Source organism: Alphaproteobacteria bacterium, assembly GCA_030680745.1.
Lineage (GTDB): Bacteria > Pseudomonadota > Alphaproteobacteria > JAUXUR01 > JAUXUR01 > JAUXUR01.
Genome location: JAUXUR010000054.1, coordinates 1 through 21,706 on the forward strand (window position 1 = coordinate 1; position 21,706 = coordinate 21,706).

23 protein-coding genes are annotated in these 21,706 nt (G+C 37.0%); 21 read left to right on the plus strand and 2 right to left on the minus strand.

What is annotated here, in order from left to right; translation table 11 throughout:
• Positions 1-129 precede the first annotated feature (129 nt).
• From Q8L85_06045 to Q8L85_06060, 4 genes are all read left to right on the plus strand, one after another.
• The gene (locus tag Q8L85_06045; protein MDP1724246.1) at positions 130-585 is read left to right on the plus strand and encodes a hypothetical protein; all 456 of its coding nucleotides are present in this window, start codon (positions 130-132) and stop codon (positions 583-585) included.
• A 210-nt stretch (positions 586-795) separates the two neighbouring features.
• On the plus strand, positions 796-1,947 hold the full coding sequence (locus Q8L85_06050) for an ATP-binding protein (GenBank protein ID MDP1724247.1): 1,152 nt from the start codon (positions 796-798) through the stop codon (positions 1,945-1,947).
• Positions 1,948-2,097: 150 nt separating this feature from the next.
• Complete coding sequence (locus Q8L85_06055; protein ID MDP1724248.1) at positions 2,098-2,673, plus strand: NifU family protein; 576 nt, start codon at positions 2,098-2,100, stop codon at positions 2,671-2,673.
• Positions 2,674-2,893: 220 nt separating this feature from the next.
• On the plus strand, positions 2,894-3,142 hold the full coding sequence (locus Q8L85_06060) for a hypothetical protein (protein ID MDP1724249.1): 249 nt from the start codon (positions 2,894-2,896) through the stop codon (positions 3,140-3,142).
• Between the two features lie 794 nt (positions 3,143-3,936).
• Here Q8L85_06060 and Q8L85_06065 read toward each other — a convergent pair.
• Entirely contained in the window at positions 3,937-5,757 is a 1,821-nt protein-coding gene (locus tag Q8L85_06065; GenBank protein ID MDP1724250.1) for a hypothetical protein, read from the minus strand.
• Between the two features lie 301 nt (positions 5,758-6,058).
• Here Q8L85_06065 and Q8L85_06070 point away from each other — a divergent pair, with 301 nt between their 5' ends.
• The 3 genes from Q8L85_06070 to Q8L85_06080 all read left to right on the plus strand — a co-directional run bounded on the left by Q8L85_06070 (position 6,059) and on the right by Q8L85_06080 (position 7,545).
• On the plus strand, positions 6,059-6,646 hold the full coding sequence (locus Q8L85_06070) for a malonic semialdehyde reductase (GenBank protein ID MDP1724251.1): 588 nt from the start codon (positions 6,059-6,061) through the stop codon (positions 6,644-6,646).
• A 240-nt stretch (positions 6,647-6,886) separates the two neighbouring features.
• Positions 6,887-7,135, plus strand: a complete 249-nt coding sequence (locus tag Q8L85_06075; GenBank protein ID MDP1724252.1) for a type II toxin-antitoxin system Phd/YefM family antitoxin — start codon at positions 6,887-6,889, stop codon at positions 7,133-7,135.
• Positions 7,132-7,545, plus strand: coding sequence for a type II toxin-antitoxin system VapC family toxin (locus tag Q8L85_06080; GenBank protein ID MDP1724253.1), 414 nt, complete (start codon positions 7,132-7,134; stop codon positions 7,543-7,545). Before Q8L85_06075 ends, Q8L85_06080 begins: the two co-directional genes overlap by 4 nt.
• Positions 7,546-7,696: 151 nt before the next feature.
• On the opposite strand, the gene ddpX is transcribed toward Q8L85_06080, so the two are convergent.
• A complete protein-coding gene (gene ddpX / locus Q8L85_06085; GenBank protein MDP1724254.1) occupies positions 7,697-8,254 on the minus strand; it encodes a D-alanyl-D-alanine dipeptidase in 558 nt (185 codons plus the stop codon).
• On the opposite strand from ddpX, the gene tsaB reads away from it, so the two are divergent.
• The 14 genes from tsaB (at position 8,238) to Q8L85_06155 (ending at position 21,236) form a co-directional block, all read left to right on the plus strand.
• Positions 8,238-8,888 (plus strand): tRNA (adenosine(37)-N6)-threonylcarbamoyltransferase complex dimerization subunit type 1 TsaB, encoded by a 651-nt coding sequence (gene tsaB, locus Q8L85_06090; protein MDP1724255.1) that lies wholly within the window; start codon positions 8,238-8,240, stop codon positions 8,886-8,888. The genes ddpX and tsaB overlap by 17 nt on opposite strands.
• Entirely contained in the window at positions 8,885-9,331 is a 447-nt protein-coding gene (rimI, locus tag Q8L85_06095; GenBank protein ID MDP1724256.1) for a ribosomal protein S18-alanine N-acetyltransferase, read from the plus strand. Before tsaB ends, rimI begins: the two co-directional genes overlap by 4 nt.
• Positions 9,332-9,376: 45 nt before the next feature.
• Positions 9,377-10,876, plus strand: a complete 1,500-nt coding sequence (locus tag Q8L85_06100; GenBank protein MDP1724257.1) for a leucyl aminopeptidase — start codon at positions 9,377-9,379, stop codon at positions 10,874-10,876.
• Between the two features lie 150 nt (positions 10,877-11,026).
• Positions 11,027-11,479: a DNA polymerase III subunit chi gene (locus Q8L85_06105; GenBank protein ID MDP1724258.1), complete on the plus strand. Its 453-nt coding sequence runs from the start codon at positions 11,027-11,029 to the stop codon at positions 11,477-11,479.
• An 18-nt stretch (positions 11,480-11,497) separates the two neighbouring features.
• On the plus strand, positions 11,498-11,920 hold the full coding sequence (gene ndk, locus Q8L85_06110; GenBank protein ID MDP1724259.1) for a nucleoside-diphosphate kinase: 423 nt from the start codon (positions 11,498-11,500) through the stop codon (positions 11,918-11,920).
• Between the two features lie 83 nt (positions 11,921-12,003).
• Complete coding sequence (locus tag Q8L85_06115) at positions 12,004-13,122, plus strand: DUF2066 domain-containing protein (GenBank protein ID MDP1724260.1); 1,119 nt, start codon at positions 12,004-12,006, stop codon at positions 13,120-13,122.
• A 9-nt stretch (positions 13,123-13,131) separates the two neighbouring features.
• Positions 13,132-14,220, plus strand: a complete 1,089-nt coding sequence (locus Q8L85_06120; protein ID MDP1724261.1) for an AI-2E family transporter — start codon at positions 13,132-13,134, stop codon at positions 14,218-14,220.
• Between the two features lie 2 nt (positions 14,221-14,222).
• Positions 14,223-14,894 carry a hypothetical protein gene (locus tag Q8L85_06125; protein ID MDP1724262.1) on the plus strand — a complete coding sequence of 224 codons (672 nt, stop codon included), beginning with the start codon at positions 14,223-14,225 and terminating at the stop codon, positions 14,892-14,894.
• 33 nt (positions 14,895-14,927) lie between these two features.
• Positions 14,928-15,890: an ACP S-malonyltransferase gene (gene fabD, locus Q8L85_06130; GenBank protein MDP1724263.1), complete on the plus strand. Its 963-nt coding sequence runs from the start codon at positions 14,928-14,930 to the stop codon at positions 15,888-15,890.
• Positions 15,890-16,621: a 3-oxoacyl-[acyl-carrier-protein] reductase gene (gene fabG / locus Q8L85_06135; GenBank protein MDP1724264.1), complete on the plus strand. Its 732-nt coding sequence runs from the start codon at positions 15,890-15,892 to the stop codon at positions 16,619-16,621. Before fabD ends, fabG begins: the two co-directional genes overlap by 1 nt.
• A gap of 260 nt (positions 16,622-16,881) precedes the next feature.
• Positions 16,882-17,961: an alpha/beta hydrolase gene (locus tag Q8L85_06140; GenBank protein MDP1724265.1), complete on the plus strand. Its 1,080-nt coding sequence runs from the start codon at positions 16,882-16,884 to the stop codon at positions 17,959-17,961.
• 196 nt (positions 17,962-18,157) lie between these two features.
• Positions 18,158-18,427, plus strand: coding sequence for an acyl carrier protein (locus tag Q8L85_06145; protein ID MDP1724266.1), 270 nt, complete (start codon positions 18,158-18,160; stop codon positions 18,425-18,427).
• Between the two features lie 224 nt (positions 18,428-18,651).
• A complete protein-coding gene (gene fabF / locus Q8L85_06150) occupies positions 18,652-19,911 on the plus strand; it encodes a beta-ketoacyl-ACP synthase II (protein MDP1724267.1) in 1,260 nt (419 codons plus the stop codon).
• Between the two features lie 353 nt (positions 19,912-20,264).
• Entirely contained in the window at positions 20,265-21,236 is a 972-nt protein-coding gene (locus Q8L85_06155) for an IS110 family transposase (GenBank protein ID MDP1724268.1), read from the plus strand.
• The last annotated feature ends 470 nt before the right edge of the window (positions 21,237-21,706 follow it).

Here is a 21,706-nt window from a genome sequence, read left to right on the forward strand (position 1 = left end):
CGAAGTGATTATTTATTGCTTGATCTAAGGTATTCATTTTTATCATTGTACAGCTCCTTTTTTTGTATCTTGTCTGTACTATGTTTTCTTATAAAAAATCAATACCTTAGATCAAATTAAAAAAGTGTCGTGTACTATGATGATAAATATAAAGATCATTTCCAAGGAAGATCTCAAGAAGAGGAATTAGAATTTCTTAAAATTTTCTTTGAACAACTCGGCATCCCTATCGAAAAAATCAAAACAACGCTGTTTGAACCTGAATCTCAAGAGGGCAGCTATTACGGCGATTATTCTGGGTGTGACTGCTCAATTGTTGTCGATAAACACGGTGAAATATTTTCAACTTCATCATATAAAGAAAATCTTTGGAAAATAAAAGATCAGCTTTGGCAGCTAATTATTGACAACAAACATGAAATTGAAGAATTATTGGATATATATAATAATCCATTATTATTTAAGAATTATTACATTAAAATTTATGATAATACTTTAATGGACAGAATAAAATCAATTCGTAATATAAAAAACCTTGAAATAATTTATGGGGCATTAGACTTCATACGTCATCCTGCTTCATAAGATAGCCATATTTATTCATCATTAAATCCTAGGCCTTACTAAAGGCTTAGGATTCGCTGGTAATTAAGTATTTCTTAAACAACTGGGCAATTACCAATTTATAAATTATAATTTTTTATAAATCTACCATGAAATTTCAATATGGTATTTTCAATTTTCATGGTAAAGTAACCTATGTGATGTTTATACAAGCTAGGCTTACTACCAAAAATGGATCAAATTTCTCGATTGTCATTAATTGAACGTATTCAACAATCCTTTCAAGTAAATCGGATTGTATGTTTGCTTGGCCCACGTCAATGTGGCAAAACAACCTTGGCGCGTCTTTTATGGAAAATGAATGATAAAACTTTAAAAGATCCTGGTTATTTTGATCTTGAAAGACCGCAAGATATTGAAAGTTTAAATAACCCTGATTTAGCATTAAGCTCTCTTAAAGGGCTTATTGTTATTGATGAAATTCAAAGAAGACCTGATTTATTCTCCTATCTTCGTTATCTTCATGATCAGCATTTAGATCAACAATTTTTAATATTGGGCAGTGCAAGTGCTTCCCTTATTCATCAATCCTCAGAGAGTTTAGCTGGGCGTATTTCCTTTATTGAAATAACACCTTTTTCTGCGAAAGAAGTTAATGAGTGGCGGATGCTATTAATCAAAGGCGGGTTTCCAAGAAGTTATTTACTTTCAACAAATTCTAGTATGGAATGGCGTCAAAATTACATGCGTACTTATATCGAACAAGATTTAGGTACATTTGGTCTAAATTTTCAACCCGATCTTTTGCGCAGATTTTGGTTTATGTTGGCGCATTACCATGGACAAATACTAAACGCATCGACTCTTGCTCAATCTTTAGGTGTAAGCCAACCTACTATTGTGCGCTATTTATCTTATTTAAAAGATACTTTTATGCTAAGGATTTTAAAGCCTTGGTTTGCAAATACTTTGAAACGACAAGTAAAAAGCCCTAAAGTTTATTATCGCGATAGTGGTCTTCTTCATTATGTTTTGGGCGTTAAAGAATTTCATCATTTAATTGAGCATCCAAGAGCTGGTGCTTCTTTTGAAGGATTCTGTATAGAGGAAATTATTAAATATCATAAAGTAGATGCCGAAGATTGTTATTTTTGGGCAAGTCACAATAAAGCTGAATTAGATTTGCTCATTGTTAAAGATGGCAAAAAGCACGGCTTTGAATTTAAGTTAAGTGATGCCCCTAAATTAACACCTTCAATGCGTTTTGCTTTAGAAGATTTAGAACTCGACAGTCTAAAAGTAATTTATCCAGGCGATCGTAATTATGCTTTAACGAAAGATGTTCAGGTTGAAAGCTTAAGTTCGTATTTAAATCTACCATGAAATTTCAATATGGCATTTTCAATTTTCATGGTAAAAAATGCACTTTCCAGATGCGTTAAAATAAATTCTGCATTTTCCCACTTGTTAATACATAGAAACCAACTAAATGTAATGTGGACATATTTTCGTTAATAATGTGAGACAATGATCATGTACATTCAAACAGAGCTTACCCCCAATCCCAACAGTATTAAATTTATACCAGGCAAAGAAGTGCTTGGGAGTAGATCTCTTCATTTTATTTCAAAAGAAGAAGCTGTCAATTCACCTATTGCACTTCGTCTTTTTGGAATTGATGGTGTTGAATCAATTTTTCTTGGAAGTGATTTCATCACCGTTTCAAAACAAGAAAAAACATCCTGGGATCTTTTAAAGCCCTATATCATTGAAGTTATATTAGCACATTATCTTGAAGGAAAACCAATATTAGCGGATGCTTCAAGTAGTGAAAACGAAGTCATTGATGAATTTTTTCGTGAAGAAGATGCTCAACTTGTCAAAGAAATCAAAGAATTACTCGACACACGCATCAGGCCTGCTGTTGCTCAAGATGGTGGTGATATCATTTTTAAAGGCTATCAAGAAGGTGTCGTTTATCTTTCATTACATGGTGCTTGCTCAGGTTGCCCCAGCTCAACAGCCACCCTTAAAATGGGGATCGAGAATATGTTAAAACATTACGTACCTGAAGTCGTTGAAGTCAGAGCCCTTGATAGCGATGATTAATATTTTACTTTATATTCAGAATTGTTGATTTTAAGATCGGAGTAAAGTAAAGCTCCTACTTAAATTTAAACTAGTTTTCGCATCGATGAATCTTTGACTTAATCTTATTAGGATAAAGTATTTTCAACTAATTTTTTTACACCTAATTTTATAAATAAAATTAACCAATTATTAATACTATATTGATATCATAATATTAGGAAACAATATGGAGAATAAAATGAAATATACAGTTTTTGGATTATTTTTCGGATTATTGTTTATTGGCTTGAATGTGCCAAAAACATTTGCAGATGCAAAATCTACAGCAAAAAGAATGCAAGAATATGGTAATTTTTCAGATAAAGATGCAATGGATCGAGCCAAAAAATTGGAAGAAATGAGAAAGAAAAACACACCAAGTCCAGCAGATGCTAAAAAATATATCAACCAAGGCCCTAATAAAAGAGGTGGCGCTCAATATAATTAATAACACTCAACAAGTCTTATATATATTAGTCGAGTCACCCAGGTATTTCAGACCTAGGTACCCACAAAACTGTACGCGAAACGCTCACTTCATACGGCTCATTTCTTTTGATTGACCATGTGCCAGTGACTAAATAGATTATTGAGACTTTCTTCAGGTTTTTGGACCACGCAGGCATATCATTAGCCATAAGCGTTGAAACCTATTGATATTTAATGTAATTTTTGAGATAACACTTTCTTTTTAATAGAGGTTATTCATATTGTACGCGTAAAAGAACCCTAGGGTTTCCGTCATTCTAAGCGGCAAAGCCCCGCGGCAATCCAAAAAATTACCCTACAAAAGCTATAAATGTTGATTTTAGAACTAGATTGCCACACCCCCTGCGGGGGTTCGCAACGACGAGGCCATTTTTTTTCCTTTTAATTCAATTGGTTGAGCGTTAATTCAGCTGTTTTTAAATTTCCGAGGTTGCGTATATACCTATGGGTAATGATATGGCCGCGGGGCGTAGCAGGCGGGATTAGATGACCTTCTAGTTGTAGCGTTTTCAGATCATTTTACTATTGTTATGTTTTAATTTTTGATTCGTATTTGTAATATTTTCGACTCATTCCTCTATATAAAAAATACGTTCACATATTCACCATTCATCTTTTTATCGCAATTTTGAAACAATTCACTTAAATTTATAAAAAACAAAATCTCAATAAAAAAAAAGGCACCTCCGAAGAGGTGCCGCCAGTCTTAAAACCAAGTCAATAAAGACTAAGTTTCTATGGTTTATTGTTGTACTAAAAATAGAGCATATTAAGTGTTTGATCGATTAGATAGTTACGTTCCTTCGTATGGAACCAACGATCTTCGGTTACGTCACCAGCTCTAAACTCTTTGAAGAATGAATTTTGCTCAAGTCCAGCAAAAACATGCTTCATATTTGGTTCCATTTGAACGTCGCCTACATAAGCAAGCAAGAAACGATCAAGATGTCTTCTTGGCTTATCAGCTGCATCGCTTGGATCTTCAGCAGATGAACGGAAGCCAGGCTTACGTGGTGTCATCATCACAACAAGGTGTTTATGATAATCAATTTCTTTGTTTTCAGCGAAGAAATATTGAAGAATTGGAATATCTTTCAATACAGGGAAACCTTCTTTCGAGCGAACTAATTCACGTTCTGAAAGACCTGCAAGGATCAATGTTTGACCGAATTCCATCACGACATTGGCTGAAAGCTCACCCATTGCCATTTGGAATGTTGCAGCAAATGGACTACTTGAATCACTTTTATTACCGCTTGAATCAGTTAATTGGAACATACCATCGCCAAGATTAGCTTCTGGGAAACTACGTCCAACGGAAATTGCAAATTCAACACGACCATCTTTTAAGAATTTTGGAATAAATTCTAAATGGACACCCACTTTTTCACGATCAAGTGCACCACCACCAAGGGTTCCTGTTAAACCAACAACCAATTGATTACCTGAGAAGAAGGATGACATTTTGCCATCAAGCGCCACAAGTGTTGGTCTTGCAATAACTTCAGAACTTTTATTGATTGTATTTGCAATTTGCAACGCATACTGAAAGGCTGACAAACCAAAGCTTTTCGTAATTGTATAATTTTCCAAATGACTGGTTGTACCAAGTACTGCACCAACAGAATCAGCCAAAGTACGGGTTTTAGTTTCTCGAGATCCCCAATTTATTGGATTACTGTCAGTACCGACTTGAGCAAAAAGTTGTTTGAAAACATTTTTACCTGATTCTGTCGTGCCTGATTCTTCAGTTCTTAAAATGATGACATCAACAAGCGCCATATTGTTTGGAGCAGCTGGTGCTACATTATGTGTTGGACCATCTTTTAAAGAAGCTAATTGTTCGAAACGAGTACCTGTATGGATTCTTTTCCAATCACCAAGGCGTGATTCAACATAATTTGCAGCACGTTGATCAGCAACAAGTTTGTATTGACCAAAATATTTTTGTGCTTCTTCATCTTTACCTATTGCAGCATGCACTAAAGCTGCTGTTTTGAGCGTTTCTTGATGCGTCGGACGCAATTTGACTGCTTTTAAAGAAGTTTTGTAAGCAGTGTCAATGTCTTGTGCCATATAAGAAACTGCTGCTAAACCGGAAAGCAATTCAGCATCGCCTGGTGCCAACAATAAAGCTTCCGCATAACGATCTTGTGCTTCTGAATAGCGTTTTGTTTCTGTATAAAGACGTGCCAATTGAATAGATGCTAATTTATTAGCTGGATCATTCGAAATTGCTGCTTTATACGCCGTTTCAGCCATTGAACCTGAATCTTGCTTACCTGATTTTGATTCTAAGTGGGATGTAAGACCTGCCATGAAATGCAGATGAGAATCATTTGGACTTCCATTTAATGCTGTATGGAAAGCAATTGTTGCTCTCTCAAAATCATTTTTTTGAAGATACCCTATGCCTTCACGTAATTTTCTGTCTTTTTCAGTACTTTCAGACCCAGTAGGAATTGATGCTAAATTTTTTATATCTTTACTAACATCAGGCGTCTTGCTGGGATTGCTGCAAGCTGCGAGCAAAGTAACTAAAGCCAGTGTTGTAACACTACTTTTCCAATACATTTCACTTTCTCCTTAAGTGACTTCCGAAATTCATTCTTGCGTTTCTTTAACCTTATCGGCCGTTCTTAACCTTGTCGGTTGAATGGAATTTCTAGAAAAATTACTAGAATACTCTTTAAAGCTTACAGCTGTTTTAGAGAAATCCACCCACTCTTTTTCTTTAAACTTGCACTATTTCTTTTCTGCCCGCAATACTTCACAAAGCTATTCTTTCATGTTATGTTGCTGAAACAGCACGAATATTATATCGTCATGCTTATTTAGTCAAATATGTTGACAATTACTTAAGGGATCAAAAACAATGAAAAACCTTACACCTGAAATGCTAGCACTTCTTTTTGATACAAAAAGGACACCACGCGCTTGGAAAAACCAATCTGTCGATTTAAGCCTCCTCCAAAAAATCTACGATCATTCAAAATTTGGTCCAACAAGTGCCAATTGTTCCCCCTTACGCGTTGTTTTTGTACATTCAAAAGAAGCAAAAGAAAAACTGAAACCCTGTTTAGCCCCAGGCAATGTCGATCAAACAATGAAAGCGCCTGTGACGGCCATTTTTGCTTATGATCTCAAATTTTATGTGCATATGGACAAGCTTTACCCACACACCAATGCACGCGCTTGGTTTGAAGGCAATGATCAACTCATCAAAGACACAGCTTTCAGAAATTCAACGCTTCAAGCTGCCTATTTTATGATGAGCGCACGTGGATTTGGTCTTGATTGTGGTCCCATGTCAGGTTTTGAACCCGCCACACTTGATGAGGCTTTCTTTAAAGGCACAAACTATAAATCTAATTTTTTGTGTAATTTAGGGTATGGAGAAATAGGTGATCTAAAACCTCGCGATTGGCGCTTTCCATTTGAGGAGATTTGCAAAATTATTTAGTTTTATAGTCGATAGGCATTGAAAGGATACATCGTCACGCCTCATACAAGGATACACTTCATTCGTTGCTCCTTGTCTGCTTCTCAAATCTATCGACTATAGCTGTTTTCCATAATCTTATGAGAATGCGCATTTGCGTAATAAACCTCTATCAAATGCAGTTGACAAAATAATATAGATTGACTTAATGACAATAAATTTTATATACTAAACTAGTCAGACTAGTTAGAAGAGGCAAAAATGCGCATTTGGCAATTACAAGATGCAAAATCTCATTTAAGTGAAGTTGTCCGTTTATGCACCCAACATGGACCACAAATGCTTACAGTGAGAGGGAAAGAGGAAGCCGTTCTTATTTCAAAAAAAGATTATGAACGTCTCATAGGCGAAAAACCGAATTTGCTTGATTTTATGAAACAATCTCCTCTTTATGATTTAGATATTGTTTTTGAGCACGATCAATCTAAAAACCGCGAAATTGATCTATGAAATATTTACTCGACACAAATATTATTTCAGAAACAATTCGTGCTCAACCGAATATAAATGTACAGACATGGATTAAGAAAATACCTTCAGCATCTTTATGCATAAGCGTATTAACACTTGGAGAAATTCGAAGAGGCATTGAAAAGCTAAATGAAAATAATAGTCGCAAGAACAAACTTATTTTTTGGTTAGAAGAAGATCTACCCAAATGGTTCGGCGAAAATATTCTTCCTATTACACAAGAAATTGCAGAACGTTGGGGTTACATAACTTCAACGAAAACCCAGTCACTTATGGCAATAGATAGCCTTCTTGCAGCAACAGCTTTGACACACAACTTAAAAATGGTAACAAGAAATATAAAAGATTTCAATGTGCCAGGCTTAGAAACCCTCAATCCTTTTGAATAGACTTCTTTAGAAACTCTACTACTGAGGTCAATTGATACGTCGCTTCGGTACTCAGATCCTCATGTATAAAGAATACACGAAGGGAACCCGTGCCGAATTTCCTATCACTTGCCTCACATTAGCGCGTTTCGAAAGAAGTCTATAAAATCTTTTAGAACGCAGCATTCATCAATGACATAGGCGCATCTTTATCACTTATCAACGGATAATTTTTCGAATTAAACAATTGATAATGCCACCATTCTTTTTCATAAAAATCCCAACCTGCAGCACTCATAATACCTAATAAGGTGAAGCGATTTAATTGAGCCTCTTTTGAGATGATCACATCACGATGAAAAGATTGTTGTGTAAAATCATCGAAAGGCGTCCCCATATCAAGCGCCATCCCATTGTGATTGACTAATGTTAAATCAATAGCAATCCCCCTGCTATGCGACGATCCCTTGTTTGGATCCGCCACAAAAACAGGATTAGGACAGGCTTCCCATAATACCCATTGCGCTTCAGTCGGTCTAAAGGCATCCAACACTTTTATCGTATATCCAAGATTTTCGGCAAGATTTTGTGCGATTTCTAATTTTTCTGCCGCTTCTTTGTGTAAAAAGGCATGCGCATTGTGGTATACTTTTTTACCTATAAAATTTTGATCTGTGGCATAAGCAAGATCAATAACCATTTTGGGCGAATGAATGGACACAAGACTCATCGATAAACCTATATATTACTTAATACTTGATACCTCGACGCCTATATTACGGATCGGTATCTGGAATGCAACCAAAAAAAAACTGTTAAGTCATGCAAGTGGTACAAATCCTTATGATGCAACAAGTTCTTTCTTTGCAAGACTCGATGAATGTTTACTTGAATCAGATGTCACCTTAGATGATATCAATCTTATCATTGCCATCACAGGCCCTGGGTCATTCACAAGTTTACGCGCTGGATTATCTATTGCCAAAGGACTTAGTCTTGCTAAGAACATTCCAACAATAGGGCTAACTAGCTTTGAAGCCTACTTTTCATCCCTACCAGACTGCGAACACGATCAATTTTTAATCTTACTCGATACAATGAAAGATGATTTTTACGCAGGCCTTCTCAATAAACAAGGTACCTTTATTCAACCTCCTTTTTCAATGCTCGCAAAAGATCTTGAAACATTTGTTGAACCAAACACGTTTATCATTGGCAATGCAGATCATCCCAAAATCACAAAAATTGAAATCGATCTTTCAAAAATAGCTTCTTATGTGTTTGAAAAAACAAGCCAAGGCGTTGAGATGAATTCAAATATCACGCCTTTTTATCTTAAAGATCCAGTGTATCTTAAATCATGAGCAACACATTAATTACGACATTAATGCAGATCCAACAAACATCAGACCTTAAGCCTTGGTCTGAACAACAATGGATCGATTATCTTGCATTAACGACAACAAAATTATATCTTGATGATAAAGATGACCCACATGCTTATCTTATCGTCCAAGAAATCTTGCCTGAAATTGAAATTATAGAACTTGTTGTTGATACAACTTTTCAGCAAAAAGGAATTGGATTTGACCTTCTTCATAAACTTTTTGAACATGCTCAAAAAAATAAAATACACAGCATTTTTTTAGAAGTTTCTACACACAATCAAAAGGCTATCAACCTTTATAAAAAGACAAATTTTGTTCAAATCAACACACGACCAAATTATTATCTTGAAAAAAATGGCATAAAAGCTGATGCTTGCATTTTAGTTTGGTATAATAGACCTCTTGACAATTCTGCCTAGAATTGAAAACTGTATTTAAACGACAAAGACACAAAAGGAACGATCATGAAAATTAGTTTTTCGCCCTTTAAAATGCCTGAAAATGGAACGCTTGTTCTAGGCGTATTAGAAAATAAAAAATTTTTGCCCCTAACCGAGCAAGTGGATAAAGATCTTAATGGTCTGATTACAAAAGCCATTAATTGCAATCGTTTTGAAGGCAATAATGGTGAAACACTTGAACTTATAACACCTACAAATACAGCATTATCGCGGATCCTTCTTGTAGGCATGGGCAATCCCAAAGATATGTGTGAAACACAAGTTGAAAATTTAGGCGGTTCAATTTATGCAGCGCTCGCTATGAAAGGCGATGAAAATGCAACAACGGCCATTGGATCTATTGATTGTCCACATTTCAAAGATGAAACTTTTGCAACCTGCCTTGCACGTGGTATCCAATATCGCAGCTATCGCTTTGATAAATACAGAACAACAATTAAAGAAAATAAAAAACCATCATTGAAGCAAGTCAACATTTTAACAAAAGAACCAGACGCCGCACAAAATCTTTACACACAATCAAAAGGCATTGTGGAAGCTGTTGCCTTCACCAAAGATTTGGTCGCAGAACCTGCCAATATCTTACATCCTGAAAGCTATGCTGCACGCGTTAAAGAATTAAGCACCTTAGGTCTTAAAGTGAAAGCTTTAGGCGTCAAAGAAATGACTGCCCTTGGCATGCATGCACTCGTTGGCGTTGGCCTTGGAAGTGCTATCGAAACGCAACTTGTTGTTTTAGAATGGAACGGATCGAGCAATCCTAAAGATGATCCAATTGCGTTTATCGGCAAAGGCGTCACTTTTGATACAGGCGGCATTTCGCTAAAACCAGGCGCCGGCATGGACGAAATGAAATGGGATATGGCAGGCTCTGCAACTGTTGTTGGCACCATGATTGCCCTTGCAAAACGCAAAGCAAAAGTCAATGCGATCGGTCTTATTGGTCTCGTCGAAAATATGCCATCGAGCAAAGCACAACGCCCCGGCGATGTAGTAAAATCGATGTCAGGTCAAACAATTGAAGTATTAAACACAGATGCTGAGGGCCGATTAGTTTTATGCGACGTTTTAACTTATTGCCAAACGCAATACAAACCAAAATGCATGATCGATCTTGCAACCTTAACGGGCGCCATGATTATTGCATTAGGCCATGAATATGCTGGTATTTTTGCCAATAATGATGAACTCGCCGATCAATTGATCGCTGCTGGTAAAAAGACAGAAGAAAAATTATGGCGCATGCCCATGGAAAAAGCCTATGACAAAGCCATCGACTCCCCAATTGCCGATATGCAAAATATCAGCAATGACCGCGCTGCAGGTTCTATCATTGGCGCACAATTCTTGAACCGTTTTGTTAACAAAGACATTCCTTGGGCGCATCTTGATATTGCAGGCGTTGCTTGGACCAAAAAGGACATGCCTTTATCGGCTAAAGGGGCGACCGCTTTTGGTGTACGACTACTCGATAAATTTGTATCCGAAACTTATGAACAATAAAACTATCCATCCTATGGGCAAATTCGTCGTCAGGCCTGCGCTTCCGGTGCTCATGTACCTTAAGTACATGCAGCTATGGTTCTCGACCTTTCTAGACTTTGCCTCATAATCTGGATAGTTAAAACTTATACACAGGATATATACTAAAGTATGGCTGAAGTAGCATTTTATCATTGCCTGACAACTTCCGTTGATGAAGCTTTAGTCACCATACTTGATAAAATTTTAAGTTTACAAGAAAGGGCCGTTGTGATGACGCCCTTTCGCGAAAGAATAGAGCATCTTGATCAATTCTTATGGCGCTTTAAACCCAATAGTTTTTTGCCACATGGAACTGAAAAAGATGGCTTTACGGAACACCAACCCGTATTTCTAACGAATATAGAATACGTACCCAATAAAGCACGTTTTTTAGTGCTGGTGGATGGTGCAGAATCCAAAGACCCCGATCATTACACACGTGTGATTGAGGTTTTTAATGGAGGGAATGAAGAAGAAGTAGCACGCGCTCGTCAAAAATGGCGTGACTACAAAAAAAACGACTTGAACTTGATTTACTTTCGACAAACCGAGGATAAAAGCTGGATTAAGCAATCCTCTTAATTTTTTTAGGAGCCTAACATGACTATCGAACGCACACTTTCAATTATTAAGCCAGACGCAACACGTCGTAACCTTATCGGTAAAATCGTTGCACGTTTTGAAGAAAAAAATCTTCGCGTTATTGCACAAAAAAAAATGCAATTAACCTTACAACAAGTACAAGAATTTTATTATGTCCACCGTGAGCGCGCATTTTACAACGATTTGTGCCAATTTATGATTTCTGGCACTGTTGTTGCAATGGTTTTAGAAGGCGAAAATGCTGTTCTTAAAAACCGCGATATTATGGGTGCTACAAATCCAGCGAATGCTGACGCAGGCACAATTCGTGCTGATTTCGCAGAATCCATTGAAGCCAATTCCGTTCATGGTTCTGATTCATTAGAAAATGCAGCACAAGAAATTGCTTATTTTTTCTCTGGCCTTGAAATAGTCGGTTAAAAATAGTCGCAACAAACCTTGTACTTTGATATACTGACCCCGACGCTTTTTTGAAATTGTTCAGAAAACATCGGGGTTTTATAATGGATAGTTATATTATGCGTTTTAACATTGTTTTTTTATTTAATATTATTTTGTTTCCATTAACACTTTTGGCTCAAAATCAAGAATCTCTCTTTATGGTGCCAGAGGTCGAAATTTCTATTCCTACCAATGCCTTGCAAAAAAATCGTTTTGCACAAGCCGTTAAAAAAGGTCAATCTGTGGCTTTCCAAAAATTATGCCACAAACTAGCAGATTCTAAAACAATACCTTCAATCAGTGAACAAGAAATTGGTACTTTTATTTCAAAAGTAGATGTTGAAAAAGAACAAACGACAAAAGCATTATACAAAGCAAGTTTGAATTATTACTTTTCACCTGAAATTGTGAAAAACTTTCTCTCAAAAGCATCGATCACCATTCAAGAAAACATGCATCAGAAAATTCTTATACTTCCTGTTTTAAAAACTACGAATGGTGATGTTAAATTATGGGAAGAAACAAATGCTTGGCGTCAAATTTGGGCTAATTATCCACATAAAGATAAAATGAAATTTCCTTTTATTGTGCCTTATGGTGATTTCGAAGATATAAATATTGTTTCTGCCCAAGATGCAATTGAAGGTCATAAAGATAATCTTCAAAAACTAGCGCAAAAATATAATTGCGATGAATGTGTTGTCACCTTAGCTTCTTTAGATGATTCCGATAAAGACAAACCAACATTATCTCTTTCAACTCATTATTATGGTACACATGCATTCAAAAATCTTAATATCCTGATTAATGATCAACCGCGTACAATGCTCTATCAAACGGGTCTCAAACAAATGCTTCAAAAAATTGACGATGATTGGAAACCCGTTGCACCCCCTGCCCCTATAGAGGAAAAAGAAATAGAAATTCGCATAGCTCTTTATGGACCTGCAGATTATGATTTGATTGAAAAAGAGCTAAAAAAAATACCCTTCATTAAAAAAATTGTTCTTTTATCGATGAGCACAGAAGAAGCCTATCTTAAACTCCACTTTCAAGAGCATGACGAAAAGCTTAAAGAAGAGCTCACGCATTTAAATCTTGTATTAGACTCAAAAGACGGTAAATTCGAATTAGGGTGGAAGAAAAATTTTGCACCTTCGACACATCCAGAATTCAGTTAAGAGGTTATAATGCAAGTTCAGAAAAGCAATTATTTTTGGTTTATGTTACTGATTGCATTCCTATTTTTTGTTTATATTTTTCAACATGTTTTGCTGCCATTTGTCGTCGGCATTGGACTCGCTTATTTACTTGATCCCTTTACAACAAAAATGAGTAAATGGGGCCTTCCAAGATGGGCAGGTACAACGATTGCACTTTTGCTTTTCACCATTTTTATTGTTTTCTTGGTTTTATTATTATTTCCACTCGTCCAGGCACAATTCATTGAATTTGTTTCATGGTTTCCAACGTTTTTAATGCGGGTAAAACAATATATAGAACCTTACATTGCAAAAATTGAAAATTATTTAGCCCTTCAAAATATTATGCCGCTCAAAACAATGGCGAACGACCATATTGGCGAAGCAATTTCCTGGATCGGCAAATTTTTAGGTGATATTGTCTCAAGCGGTGCAGCCCTTGCCAATTTATTTGCTTTGTTCTTTGTTACACCTGTTGTGGCTTTTTATCTATTACGTGACTGGCCGCTTATTGTTCAAAAAATTCGCGGCTGGTTCCCAAGACATCACGAAAAAACATTACATGATCTTTTTAAAGATATGGATTCGACGCTTGCCGGTTTCATTCGCGGTCAATTAATCGTTTGTCTTATTTTAGCGCTTTATTATGGTTTAGGTTTAACCATTGTTGGTCTTAATTTTGGACTTGTCATTGGCATTTTAAGCGGTGTTCTCTCTTTTATACCTTATGTCGGATCAATCTTTGGATTTGTTTTCAGTATGGGACTTGCTCTTGTTCAATTTGAAGAATGGAGCTCTATAGCGCTTGTTGGCGTTGTTTTCTTTTCAGGTCAAGTCATTGAAGGTCATTTCCTAAGTCCTGTTCTTGTTGGCAACCGCGTTGGTTTGCACCCTGTTTGGATTATTTTTGCATTACTTGCAGCCGCTAGTATTTTTGGCTTTGTAGGCGCATTACTCGCTATTCCTTTTGCAGCTCTTGCGGGTGTTTTAATTCGATTCTTAATTTCAAAATATTTAAAAAGCGATTATTACGGAAACAAAACACAGAAAAAAAAGATTGAAAGCCCTATTGCATAGACATGAATGATTTTAAACAAAGCGTTTTTACATTTCATCAACATCCACTTTATGATGAAAATGATTTTGTTGTAACAACATGCAACCAAAATGCACATGATTTTTTACTCAACGCGCAAATTCCTTATGCACCCTTTTACCTTTTGCAAGGCGCACAAGGCTCAGGTAAGTCACATTTAGCGCGTCTTTGGCAAAATAAAAATAACGCATTACTTATTGATTTTAAAACGGAACAATCGCCTTACGACATTTTATCACCATCGTCGTTTTTTATAGCCGATCCAATTGTTTTTACCACTGATCCTGCATTAGAAGAAAAAATTTTTCATTTTTACAATGTCGCCAAAGAATTAAATGCAAGCATCCTTCTTGTGTTAGAAACTCCTTTATCCGCTACAAAATTGCAACTGAAAGATTTAGAATCACGCCTGAAAGCATCACCTCTTTTAAGCATTTTACCCCCTGATGACGAAATGCTTAAGTTTTTAATCGTCAAACAATTATCAGACCGACAAATTTCATTGGATGCTACTTTGCTTGATTTTTTGATGAAACGTATTGAACGTAGTTTTAAAATGATCCCAGATTTAGTTGCGCAGATTGACGCGTTAAGTTTAGAATGCCAACGTAAGATTACAATACCGCTTTTGAAAGAGGTTATGGAAAATTTGTAATTTTCTAGTTTATAGACAATAGGTAGGTTTTACATGCGGGCTTTTGTTTTCCCCGGCCAAGGCAAATCAGTTACTGTTGGAATGGGTCTTGATTTAGCACTCAATTTTCTTGAAGCAAAAGAAGTTTTTCAAGAAGTTGATAATACGCTCAATCAACATCTTTTCAAATTAATGTCTGAAGGCCCCATTGAAGAATTAACACTTACAGAAAATGCGCAACCTGCTTTAATGGCATTAGGTGTTGCGCTTGCACGCGTCCTTGAAAAACAAAGCGGCAAACCCCTCACCTATTTCGGCCAATTTGGCGCAGGTCATTCTTTGGGCGAATATTCAAGTCTCACCGTTTTTGAAATGTTTACGCTCCAAGACGCTGCGCGCATCCTCAAAAAACGAGGGATCGCCATGCAACAAGCAGTTAAACCTGGCGTGGGCGCTATGGCTGCCCTTTTAGGCGTTGCACTCGATATAGAAACGATCCAAAAATTATGTGCAAAAGCACAAAAATATGGAATTTGTGAAATTTCAAATGATAATGCGCCAAACCAAATTGTGATTAGTGGCAACGAAGAAGCCATTGATGCTGCCATTACCTTCGCACCTGAATATGGTATTAGACGCGCAATCATGTTACCAGTCAGTGCTCCTTTCCATTGTTCCCTTATGGCACCTGCCGCTAAAGAGATGGAAAAAGTTCTTGAAACGATAGAATGCAAAAAACCTCTTTTACCACTCATTTCAAATGTAACAGCTGACAAAGTCAGCAATCCTACTGAAATCTGTGATCTTCTTGTGAAACAAGTAACACAAACAGTCAGATGGCGCGAATGTGTTCAAAAACTTGCAAGTCTTGGCGTCACTGAAACAATCGAAATGGGTTCTGGTAAAGTTTTATCAGGGCTCATCAAAACAATTCATCCTGATATGCGCCTTTGGTCACTTGAAGAACCAAAAGATATCGAATTTTTTATTGAAAACTATTTAACGGAGATAAATTGATGTGCACTCTTACTGGTCTTAAAGCAGTCGTCACTGGCGCCACACGTGGTATTGGTAAAGCCATCGCCGAAAAATTATCAGCCCAAGGCGTTGAACTTGTTATTGCTGCGCGCAATAAAGAGGCACTCGATGCTTTAGTGCTTCAATTACCCACAAAAGCACACGCCATCGTTTGTGATTTAAGCAATCCGCAAGATATAGATCATTTAGCCCAAGAAGCTGAAAAGCTTTTGGGACAAGTTGATATTCTGGTTAATAATGCTGGCATCACCGCTGATAATTTACTCATGCGTATGAGAGATGACGAATGGGACCGCGTTATTAATACCAATCTAACTTCTGTTTTTAAATTAACGCGCGCTCTTTTACGCGGTATGATGCGTAAAAAATGGGGCCGCATTATCAATATTTCCTCTGTTGTAGGTGTCACAGGCAATGCAGGGCAAGCCAATTATGTGGCCTCCAAAGCAGGACTTATCGGTTTTTCGAAATCCCTAGCATTAGAAGTTGCAAGCAGATCAATCACAGTCAATTGTATCGCGCCTGGTTTTATCGAAACAGATATGACAACAGGTTTAACAGATGAGCAAAAAGAGAAAATCCTTGGCCAAATCCCACAAGGGACAATGGGCACACCTGAAGATATCGCCTATGCCGTGTTATATCTAGCGAGTAAAGAAGCTTCTTATGTGACGGGACAAGTTTTGCATGTTAATGGTGGGATGGTTTAATACTCAATTATTTTAAAGTATCTCTTCCGCCTTTTGTTTCCCTGGGCAGAGAGCGTCCAAAGGGCTTGAGCCAGATATGGCCCAGATACAATGACTAAGACCTTCGTATAATGATATATTATTTATGTGTAAGATCTTTTCTGACCGTCAAGCCGAATTGGATCTTACACGATCACTGAATATGAAGGCCGAGCCTTTATATTCTCCCTAATCAAACAAGGGACTTACTTTTTTAAGATAATACATATGAGTTTGATGTTATGAAATTTTATACAAAAATTACTATAATAGTTGTTCTATTGCTAGCTGTTGTTGGTTTCTCTATCTGGTGTTTTAATATTACAACAAATAACTCAATACCTTTGGCTCCAACCAGTATAACAAAAAATGGCACAGGAAAATTGGTTGATATTGGTAATGGGTTGAAATTATATGCTTATTGCTCTGGCCCCGTTAATACAAAAGGACCTACAGTTATTTTAGATGCAGGGATGAATGGAACACATGCATCTTGGATGCTTGTTCAACGTGAACTTTCTAAGTTTGCACATACCTGCAGTTATGATAGAGCTGGCCATGGTTTAAGCGATTCAGGCCCAAAACCGCGTACATCTAAAAAAAACGCACGTGAATTAAATAAACTTTTAAATAAATCTAATATTCCTGGTCCTTATTTGTTAGTTGGTCATTCTTTTGGAGGTATGAATGTGCGGACTTTTGCAGCTTTATATCCACAAAATGTTGCAGGTATTGTTCTTGTCGATGCTATGCATGAAGATCAAATATCTAAGATTGACTCGCTTCCTTGGCCAAAACCTAACTTCAATGATTCTGTAAGAGAATTTATACAAAAATATTTTCCTATCTGGTCTTTTTTGGATTATAAAAAGAGTTATGATGAATATCCTAGAAAAGAACTATATACGCAAGAAGAGTGGGATTATATTCTAGCATTACAGGCGAGTTATAAACACTATATGTCTATTGGATTTGAGGATCAGGCAATTTCTCAAAGCTCTTTTGAATTAAAGAGCTTAAATAAAAATCTTGGTAATAAGCCAATTTTTGTTATAACAGCAGGCAAAGAGTCACGAATTTTTGATGAAAATAAAGTTTATGATAATGATGAAGATATAACATATGCTAAAATTTTTACAGAATGCAAAAATATTTGCTTTCATTTGCATAAAAATTTTTTAGACTATTCTACTCAGAGCAAACATATTATAGCTGATAATAGTGAACATGATGTTCCTGATCAGCAACCTGAACTTATCGTAAAGGTAATTCTTGAGGTTCTGTCACATCTTGTCACATCTGTAAAAGTAGATCCGAATTAAAATGCAAACGTGTCAATCTTTGGCCTATTTTGGTTTATTTCACAATAATACGCTTATATTTTTATAAAAATAAAACAACGATAAAAAACCAATATGGTCATAAAGATTGCCTTTTTTGGTAATTATCGTTGATTCTTCCAATCAAAGGCGCTAACATCACTTTGACTTAGTTTGAAGATAACTCTAGAGGATAAAGATGACCACTACAAATGTCGAGCAGCGTGTAAACGAAATTGTCATGAAAGTACTAGACATTAAAGATGCATCAAAAGTAACGAAAGAAGCACGCTTCATCGATGATCTTGGAGCGGATAGTCTTGATACAGTTGATATTATCATGGAATTCGAAGAAGCTTTTAGCATCGAAATCCCTGATGATGATGCAGCAAAAATAGTAACAGTTGGCGATGCTATCCACCATATTAAAGAGCATCTTGACAGCCAAAAAGCTACTGCTTCTGTCTAATTTCATCACTTTATACTTTGCAATGAGACGTTTTAAAGCGTCTCATTATAAAAACAAAAGATAAATCTCCAGACCCCTCAAGAAAAACTATCCAGATTATGAGGCAAAGTCTAGAAAAGGAGAAAACCGGCACGGAATGTACTTAAGTACATGAGTACTGGAAGTTGATACTTGACGACGAATTTGCCCATAAGGTGGATAGTTTAACGGATAAGAGAGACATGATGCGTCGCGTTGTTGTAACAGGATTAGGACTCGTCACCCCTTTAGGATGTGGCACCAATATTAATTGGACACGCCTCATTAAAGGTGATTGCGCTATCGAAAGAATCACGCATTTTGAAACTGATGATCTCAATGCTCAAATTGCCGGATGCGTCCCTAAAGGGGATTACGCTGATGGTAAATTTAATCCTGACGAATGGGTCTCTCCTAAAGATCAACGTAAAATGGACGATTTTATCTCCTATGCGATTGCTGCTGCAACCCAAGCGGTTGACGATGCAGGATGGAAACCCGAAAATGAAGAAGATCGTGAAGCAACAGGCGTCATGATTGGATCAGGTATTGGTGGACTCACTGTTCTCACCGAAGGCGGTCTTATCCTTAATGAAAAAGGGCCGCGCAAAATGCCCCCTTATTTCATTCCCGCAAGTCTTATTAATTTGGCCTCCGGCCACGTCTCTATAAAATACGGTTTTAAAGGGCCCAATCATGCGGTTGTTACAGCCTGCTCAACAGGTGCCCATGCCATCGGCGATGCTGCACGTTTAATTATGTTTGGCGATGCTGATGTTATGGTCGCAGGTGGCACCGAAGCGGCTGTTTGTCGTGTTGGTATTGCAGGATTTTGTGCTGCGCGCGCTTTATCAACCGGTTATAATAATGATCCCCAACATGCCTCTCGCCCCTGGGACAAAGCACGTGATGGCTTTGTGATGGGTGACGGCGCAGGTGTCCTTGTTCTTGAAGAATATGAGCACGCCAAAAAACGTGGCGCCAAAATTTATGCTGAAGTCGCAGGCTATGGCCTTTCGGGCGATGCGTATCACATTACGGCTCCCTCTCCTACCGGCGATGGCGCTTTTCGTGCAATGCGTAATGCTTTAAAACGAGCAGAAATTACAGCCGATGACCTTGGCTATATTAATGCGCATGGCACATCTACACCTTTAGGTGATGAAATTGAGCATTTAGCTGTTAAACGTCTTTTAGGCAATGCCGTTTCTAAAGTTTCAATGTCTTCAACCAAATCTGCCATTGGCCATTTACTTGGTGCTGCAGGTGGTGTTGAAGCGATTTATTCTATTATGGCACTGAATCACAACATCATGCCGCCAACCCTGAATCTTGACAATCCTTCGGATGGTTGTGACATGGATTTAATCCCGCATACAGCCAAAGAACGCAAATTGAATTACGTTATGTCCAATTCTTTTGGATTTGGCGGCACAAATGCGTCGCTTGTTTTTGGGAAGATTTAGTCTACAGAACAAAAATACAATTTAACCCGACTTCGGAATTAAAATAATTGAAAATCAAAGGGTTCGTCATTGCGAGCGGCCCAAATTTAAAAAAGGGTCGCGCGGCAATTGTAAGTCTCAAACATGCTAAGCTCTATAGTAAGTAATTACAATATTGTATATTACCCATAGAGAGTTGTACTAACCCCTACATGATAGGGGTTAATACGCGGGCGTGAGCGACCGTGCGGCAATCGGTTTTAAGAACCGTCTGGATCTAGGTACTCTAGCCCTTCTCTCGAGACGTTTGAATAGTTGCATGGGATGCTATTGCACGCCCGTTTACAATCGCAAATAAAAATCTCGAGGTTACAATGCAAAATTATCACAATTTTATTGGTATTGACATTGGTAAATTTACTTTTGTCGTTTCTATACACGCGCATAAAGATGTTAAAGAATATAATAATGATGGTCAGGGTATAGAAGAATTCCTGGCATGTTATAAGGATATTTTACCACAATCTTTTTGTATTCTAGAAACAACAGGTGGTTATGAATTAACATTGTTGTATACGTTATGTAATAAAAAAATTGCCGTACATAGAGCGGACACACGTAAAGTAAAAAGTTTTATTAAATCTTATGGAAGTTCTGCAAAAACAGATAAACTTGATGCTAAAGCCCTTGCAAGATACGGTTTCGAGCGACAAAATATTTTGAAACCGTTTGAACCACAATCAGCACGTATTCTTGATTTATTTGCATTTGTTCAACGCAGAAGCGATCTTAAGCAAATGATAGTTGCAGAAAAGAATCGCCTGAAAGCACCGAATGCTTCTGTTGTCAAAGAGAGCTGCGAACAGATGATCACAACATTAAATGAACAAATCAACACGATTACAGACAAAATCAAAAAATTAGTTGACCTTGATTCGATTCTCAAACAAAAAATGGATATGCTGAAAACAATTCCAGGTGTTGGTGGGGTTACAGCATTTCAACTTGTTGTATTATTACCAGAACTTGGGACATTGGATCGACGAAAGATTGCGGCGCTTGCAGGTGTTGCGCCCATATCAAATGATAGCGGTAAATATTCAGGTTATCGTCGCACGGGGTATGGCCGAGGTGGCATTAAACCTATTTTGTTTTTATCGGCAATGGCCGCAAGAAATTCAAAATCATCACTTCACGATTTTTATAACAGGCTCATTGTAGCAGGTAAAAAGAAAATGGTTGCTCTAACAGCTTTAATGCGAAAAATTTTGGTCATTGCCAATGCAAAATTAAAAGATTTGGCTTTTGAAGCAGATCAAATAGAATCAACTAAAGAAGTCGCCTAAAATTAAAATTTAGCTTCTTCAAACATAAAAACTATCATTTTCTTTGCACGTCCATCGGCTTCCCAGCCTGTGACGCACTCACTATGTTACACGAAAAATACTCAAAAATCATTCAAAAACACTATTTATTCATTTTTTTTGCTGTAAATATCCTAGCGGGGAAAGCTGCAACGCAGCTTGGGGGCGGCAATGAGCCCCTCCTTAAAAAACTTCACAACATAGTTGATCCATACTTAAGTCTTTAAATAAGTTAAAGATGGATTGCCGCAAACCCCTTTGTGCTAAAGCACTCAGGCATTTTCGCAATGACGAGGCTTTTCATAGTATTTACCATAGTACACGACACTTTTAACCAATTAAATCTATAACAAATGCTAGCAAAAAATTAACATAATTACATCGATTTATTTTTTCAAATGAAATATTATTTTTTATAAAATCAATACCATAAGTAAATAAAGAATATAATT

Bases quoted from the DNA above. Each gene is read 5' to 3' on its own strand.
- Q8L85_06065 (MDP1724250.1), bottom strand. From the start codon at position 5,757: ATGTATTGGAAAAGTAGTGTTACAACACTGGCTTTAGTTACTTTGCTC.
- Q8L85_06125 (MDP1724262.1), top strand. From the start codon at position 14,223: ATGAATGATTTTAAACAAAGCGTTTTTACATTTCATCAACATCCACTT.
- Q8L85_06070 (MDP1724251.1), top strand. From the start codon at position 6,059: ATGAAAAACCTTACACCTGAAATGCTAGCACTTCTTTTTGATACAAAA.
- Q8L85_06100 (MDP1724257.1), top strand. From the start codon at position 9,377: ATGAAAATTAGTTTTTCGCCCTTTAAAATGCCTGAAAATGGAACGCTT.
- fabD (MDP1724263.1), top strand. From the start codon at position 14,928: ATGCGGGCTTTTGTTTTCCCCGGCCAAGGCAAATCAGTTACTGTTGGA.
- Q8L85_06140 (MDP1724265.1), top strand. From the start codon at position 16,882: ATGAAATTTTATACAAAAATTACTATAATAGTTGTTCTATTGCTAGCT.
- Q8L85_06155 (MDP1724268.1), top strand. From the start codon at position 20,265: ATGCAAAATTATCACAATTTTATTGGTATTGACATTGGTAAATTTACT.
- ddpX (MDP1724254.1), bottom strand. From the start codon at position 8,254: ATGAGTCTTGTGTCCATTCATTCGCCCAAAATGGTTATTGATCTTGCT.
- tsaB (MDP1724255.1), top strand. From the start codon at position 8,238: ATGGACACAAGACTCATCGATAAACCTATATATTACTTAATACTTGAT.
- Q8L85_06055 (MDP1724248.1), top strand. From the start codon at position 2,098: ATGTACATTCAAACAGAGCTTACCCCCAATCCCAACAGTATTAAATTT.
- rimI (MDP1724256.1), top strand. From the start codon at position 8,885: ATGAGCAACACATTAATTACGACATTAATGCAGATCCAACAAACATCA.
- Q8L85_06120 (MDP1724261.1), top strand. From the start codon at position 13,132: ATGCAAGTTCAGAAAAGCAATTATTTTTGGTTTATGTTACTGATTGCA.
- Q8L85_06145 (MDP1724266.1), top strand. From the start codon at position 18,158: ATGACCACTACAAATGTCGAGCAGCGTGTAAACGAAATTGTCATGAAA.
- Q8L85_06060 (MDP1724249.1), top strand. From the start codon at position 2,894: ATGAAATATACAGTTTTTGGATTATTTTTCGGATTATTGTTTATTGGC.
- ndk (MDP1724259.1), top strand. From the start codon at position 11,498: ATGACTATCGAACGCACACTTTCAATTATTAAGCCAGACGCAACACGT.
- fabG (MDP1724264.1), top strand. From the start codon at position 15,890: ATGTGCACTCTTACTGGTCTTAAAGCAGTCGTCACTGGCGCCACACGT.
- Q8L85_06075 (MDP1724252.1), top strand. From the start codon at position 6,887: ATGCGCATTTGGCAATTACAAGATGCAAAATCTCATTTAAGTGAAGTT.
- Q8L85_06080 (MDP1724253.1), top strand. From the start codon at position 7,132: ATGAAATATTTACTCGACACAAATATTATTTCAGAAACAATTCGTGCT.
- Q8L85_06050 (MDP1724247.1), top strand. From the start codon at position 796: ATGGATCAAATTTCTCGATTGTCATTAATTGAACGTATTCAACAATCC.
- Q8L85_06105 (MDP1724258.1), top strand. From the start codon at position 11,027: ATGGCTGAAGTAGCATTTTATCATTGCCTGACAACTTCCGTTGATGAA.
- fabF (MDP1724267.1), top strand. From the start codon at position 18,652: ATGCGTCGCGTTGTTGTAACAGGATTAGGACTCGTCACCCCTTTAGGA.
- Q8L85_06115 (MDP1724260.1), top strand. From the start codon at position 12,004: ATGGATAGTTATATTATGCGTTTTAACATTGTTTTTTTATTTAATATT.